This is a genomic window from Streptomyces sp. NPDC057654 (assembly GCF_042800135.1).
In the GTDB taxonomy this organism is placed as follows: domain Bacteria; phylum Actinomycetota; class Actinomycetes; order Streptomycetales; family Streptomycetaceae; genus Streptomyces.
On sequence record NZ_JBHVHQ010000727.1, the window covers coordinates 1 to 4,454 of the forward strand.

At 73.7% G+C, this 4,454-nt stretch carries 6 protein-coding genes; 2 read left to right on the forward strand and 4 right to left on the reverse strand.

What is annotated here, in order from left to right; all coding sequences use genetic code 11:
- Both ACFU99_RS34540 and ACFU99_RS34545 read right to left on the reverse strand, forming a co-directional pair.
- On the reverse strand, positions 1-367 hold a 367-nt coding region (locus ACFU99_RS34540), incomplete at its 3' end, for an FAD-dependent oxidoreductase (protein WP_384399810.1).
- Between the two features lie 273 nt (positions 368-640).
- Positions 641-1,549: a TIGR01777 family oxidoreductase gene (locus tag ACFU99_RS34545; protein WP_384399800.1), complete on the reverse strand. Its 909-nt coding sequence runs from the start codon at positions 1,547-1,549 to the stop codon at positions 641-643.
- Between the two features lie 73 nt (positions 1,550-1,622).
- On the opposite strand from ACFU99_RS34545, the gene ACFU99_RS34550 reads away from it, so the two are divergent.
- Positions 1,623-2,108 carry a GNAT family N-acetyltransferase gene (locus ACFU99_RS34550; RefSeq protein ID WP_384399803.1) on the forward strand — a complete coding sequence of 162 codons (486 nt, stop codon included), beginning with the start codon at positions 1,623-1,625 and terminating at the stop codon, positions 2,106-2,108.
- Positions 2,109-2,121: 13 nt separating this feature from the next.
- Here ACFU99_RS34550 and ACFU99_RS34555 read toward each other — a convergent pair whose 3' ends face one another.
- Positions 2,122-2,649 carry a DUF4240 domain-containing protein gene (locus tag ACFU99_RS34555; protein ID WP_384399813.1) on the reverse strand — a complete coding sequence of 176 codons (528 nt, stop codon included), beginning with the start codon at positions 2,647-2,649 and terminating at the stop codon, positions 2,122-2,124.
- A gap of 239 nt (positions 2,650-2,888) precedes the next feature.
- Between ACFU99_RS34555 and ACFU99_RS34560 the strand changes: the two genes are divergently transcribed.
- Positions 2,889-3,827: an SDR family oxidoreductase gene (locus ACFU99_RS34560; RefSeq protein WP_384399806.1), complete on the forward strand. Its 939-nt coding sequence runs from the start codon at positions 2,889-2,891 to the stop codon at positions 3,825-3,827.
- A 19-nt stretch (positions 3,828-3,846) separates the two neighbouring features.
- Here the strand turns inward: ACFU99_RS34560 and ACFU99_RS34565 are convergent.
- The coding region (locus tag ACFU99_RS34565; protein WP_384399807.1) for a WYL domain-containing protein at positions 3,847-4,454 on the reverse strand (608 nt) is incomplete at its 5' end.

The window sequence follows — 4,454 nt, forward strand, 5'->3', positions numbered from 1 at the left end:
CTGTCGTCAGTGCGCCCCGCGTGCTCCGGGCGCTTCTCGCGCCGCGAGGCGCCCCCGTCCGCAGGCTGACGCCGTCGTGGTGGACCAGCACACCGGGCGCGAAGGGCCGCAGCGTGAGCGCCCCCAGACCAGGGGTGCGCAACAGCTCGGGATAGGCGGTGTTGAGCAGCTGCCCGGTGCGGTCGAGGCGGAAGCCGTCCACCGTCTCCGTGGTCATACGGCCCCCGGCGTAAGGGGCGGCCTCCAGGACGGTGACTGTTACTCCGGCGCTGGTGAGCTGCTGCGCCGCCGAAAGTCCGGCGAGTCCGGCGCCCACGATGACGACATCGACAACATCGACGACATCAGTATCGACATCGGCATCGATAGCGGCATCGGCGGTGCCGGCAGCGGTGTCGGCGGGATGGTTCGCGGAAATTCGTGCACGGTCGAGCACGTGCCCTCCCCGAGGTCGGTCCGCTCACTCGGTGGCCTGATGCCCCCAACCAGAGCTGGGGATGCGTGAGTTGCCTCGACCGTAGGGACAAAACCCTTCCACGGCAGTCGCGCACGGACAGAGCACGGTCGCACGCCGGTCGCACGGCGGTCGCACGGAGGCAGGTCCGGGCCCGCCCCGGCACCGTCCCCTCCCGGCCCGTCCTCAGTCGCGTTCCGTCAGCGCCGCCCGCACCGCGTCCTCGATGCGCGGGAACGCGTACGTGAAACCCGAGTCCAGCAGCTTGCGGGGCAGCGCCCGCTGGCTGCTCAGCACATCGGAGGCGAACTCGCCCAACGCGATCCGCAGCGCGGGCGCGGGCGCGGGGAAGAGCGTAGGGCGGCGCATCACCCGGCCCATCGCCTCCGTCACCTCGCGGTTGGTGACGGGCGTCGGCGCGGTGAGATTGACGGGCCCGTGCAGCGTCTCGGTGTCCAGGATGTGGCGCAGGGCGGCGACGTGGTCGTGCAGGGCGATGAAGCTCCAGTACTGGCGGCCGTCGCCCAGGCGTCCCCCGAGGCCGTACCGGAAGAGGGGGAAGAGCCGTGCCCAGGCGCCGCCCGCGCGGGAGACGACCAGGCCGGTACGGGCGTACACCGTCCGTACGCCCGCCTCCACCGCCGCCCCGGCCGCGTCCTCCCACTCCTGGCAGAGGTCCGCGAGGAAGCCGTCGCCGGGCGGCTGGTCCTCGTCGATCTCGCGGTCCCCGGTGTCCCCGTAGAACCCGATCGCGCTGCCGCTCACCAGCGTCCGCGGCGGCTCGTCGAGGGAGGCGAGGGCCTCGGCGACGGCGGCCGTGCCCAGCACCCGGCTGTCGCGCAGTTCCTTCTTGTACGCGTCCGTCCAGCGGTGGTCGCCGATGCCCGCGCCCGCGAGGTGCACGACGGCCGCGCACCCGGCGAGCCCGTCCGCGTCGACCCGCTGCCGCTTCGGGTCCCACTCGACCTCGTCCGCCGAGCGGGGCGCGCGCCGCACCAGCCGCACCACGTGGTGGCCGTCCGCCTCCAGGGAGCGTACGAGCGCCGTACCGATGAGCCCGGTCGAACCGGTGATCGCGATCCGCATACGGGCCATCCTGCCCCCTGCGCCGGTCCGCAGGCCGGCAAAGGCCGCCGGAGGCGCGGCCGGGTGTGCCACAGTGACCCGCATGCCCGAACCGACCATCCGTCCCGCCGTCCTCTCCGACGACGCGGCCCTCGCCGACCTGGACCGCCGCGCCTGGTCGCCGGTGCACGCGGTGACGGCGCGGCCGGGGCCGGACGAGCCGTTCTTCACGAAACGCAACCTGCCCGAGTACATCCTCGTGGCCGAACTCGACGGGCGCGTCGCCGGCTATCTGCGCCTCGTACCGGCGACGCCGCTGCCGTCCAACGCGCACGTACGGCAGATACAGGGCCTCGTCGTCGACGAGACCGCGCGCGGGCGGGGCGTCGCGCGCGCCCTGCTGCGGGAGTCCGCCGAGCTGGCCCGGCGGCAGGCCGCGGTCCGTCTCACGCTGCGGGTGCTCGGGCACAACACCTCGGCGCGGCGGCTGTACGAGTCGGAGGGGTTCGCGGTGGAGGGCGTGCTGCGGGGGGAGTTCCTGCTGGACGGGGAGTACGTGGACGACGTGCTGATGGCGCGGGCGCTGTAAGCCCCTCCAGCCGTCAGGCCCTCAGCCGGGAGCGGCCCTCCCACAGCTTGGGGAACCGTTCCGCCAGGGCCGCCTCGTCATCGAGGTCCAGCGGGGAGCCCAGCGGCTCCGACGGCTGCTCCGGCAGCCCCAGGTCCGGCAACTCGGCCCCGGTCAGCTGCTCGTACGCCTCGTCGGCGGCGTACCCCAGGTCCTCCGCGTCCCCGTCGACCCGCTCGTCGAACTCGTCCAGCAGGTCGGCCAGGTCGTCCGGCTCGTGCAGCGCCCCCTCGAAGACCTCCCGCCCCTGCCCGATCAGCCAGCAGCGGAAGCAGTCGAACGCGTCGTCGCCCGCCCCGCCCAGCAGCACCGAGGCCGCGCCCCACAGATCCCAGCGGTACGCGCGGTTGTAGCGCGCCTCGAAGTGCCGCGCGAAATACAGCACGGAGTCCGGGTCGAGCTGCGTCAGCCGCTCGATCAGCAGGTCGGCCTGGTCCTCGGGGTCGCCCTCGGCCGCCTGGCGGGTGGCGTCGATCAACGACCAGAACTCCGTCTCGTCCATCACGGCACCAGCATCGGGCCTGGGGCCGGACCACGCACGCGGAGCGGCCCAGATGCGGCTGTGTCGTTACCGGCCGTTCGAGGAGGGGCTACCGGGGGAGCTGAGCCGACATCAGTTCGGCGGGCAGCGGACGGTGGACGGTGACGGTCGGCGCGCCGCGAAAAAGGCGACAGAAGGTGTCCGGTATCGCTGTCAGGGTCGGAGCGTAGCCAACCGGCGGAGCGAGAGGACACACGGACGTGAGCACACAGGGCGCAGACACATCGGCGCAGGCACTCGCCGGCAAGGTCGCGCTGGTCGCGGGGGCGACGCGCGGCGCGGGCCGGGCGATGGCCGTCGAACTGGGGCGGGCCGGGGCCACCGTCTACACCACGGGGCGCACCACCCGCGCCCGCGTCAGCGAGGTCGGCCGGTCCACCGAGACCATCGAGGAGACGGCCGAGCTGGTGACGGCGGCCGGCGGCGCCGGCATCGCCGTGGTCACCGACCATCTGGAGCCGCGGCAGGTCAAGGCGCTCGTCGAGCGCGTCGACCGGGAGGCCGGGCGGCTCGACATCCTGGTCAACGACGTCTGGGGCGGCGACCATCTGCTGGAGTTCGACAAGAAGATCTGGGAGGTGAAGATCGAGGACGGGCTGCGGATGCTCCGCCTCGGCATCGACACACACCTCATCACCAGCCATTACGCGCTGCCGCTGCTCATCCGCGACCGCGGCGGCCTGGTCGTCGAAGTGACCGACGGAACGGCCGAGTTCAACAAGGCCTACCGGGGGAACCTCCCCTTCGACCTGACCAAGACCGCCCCGCACCGGATGGCCTTCGGCCTCGCCGAGGAGCTCAAGGAGTACGGGGGCACCGCGCTCTCCATCACGCCGGGGTTCCTGCGCTCCGAGGAGATGCTCGACCACTTCGGCGTCACCGAGGCCACGTGGCGCGACGCGGTGGAGCAGGAGCCGCACTTCGCCATCGCCGAGTCGCCCGCCCTGATCGGGCGCGCCGTCGCGGCGCTCGCCGCCGATCCCGGCCGGGGGCGCTGGAACGGCGCTTCGGTCTCCAGCGGCGAGATGGCCAGGGAGTACGGGTTCACGGACACCGACGGGTCGCGGCCGGACGCCATGGCGTACTTCCGTGACGTCGTCTTCGGGGGGAAGGAGGGCACCGCGGCCGACTACCGCTGACCGCCGCGCGCGGCAGGGCTCACCCGGGCCCGTACCGCTCGGCCATCTCGCGCGCCGTCCGCGCGAAGCGCTCGCGCAGCGCCGCCGGGCCGAGCACCTCGGCCTCCGGCCCCAGCCCGAGCAGCTGGGAGTACGCGACGTCGGACGACTCGACGGGCAGGGTGACGGTGATCCGCCCCTGCCCGTCGGCGTCCCCGGCCGCCAGCGCCTCCTGCGCGGCGAGCCGGTCCGTGACATGCGGCAGCCGCCGCGCGCCGTCCGGCGTGAGACGCAGCACCACCCGCTCCCGCAGGATCGACCGGGCGAACTCGACGGCCCTCTCCTCCCAGAACGCGGGCAGCTCGAACGCCGTGTCGCGGCGGAACCGCTCCTCGCCGCTCACGACCGCCGTGAAGCGGTCCACCCGGTAGACCCGGAAGTCCCGCCAGGGCGCTTCCGCGCCGGATGAGGTGCCCGGGCGGGAGGGCGGCCGCGTGCCGCCGGGAACCTCCGCGCCGGCGGGCGGCGGCGGTTCCGCGCCGGGTGATGTCCCCGGGCCGGAAGGCGGTCCCGTGCCGGGAGATGCCTCCGAGCTGGGCGGCGGCTCCGCGCCGGGAGTCGGCTCCGAGCCGAGAGATGCTCCCGAAC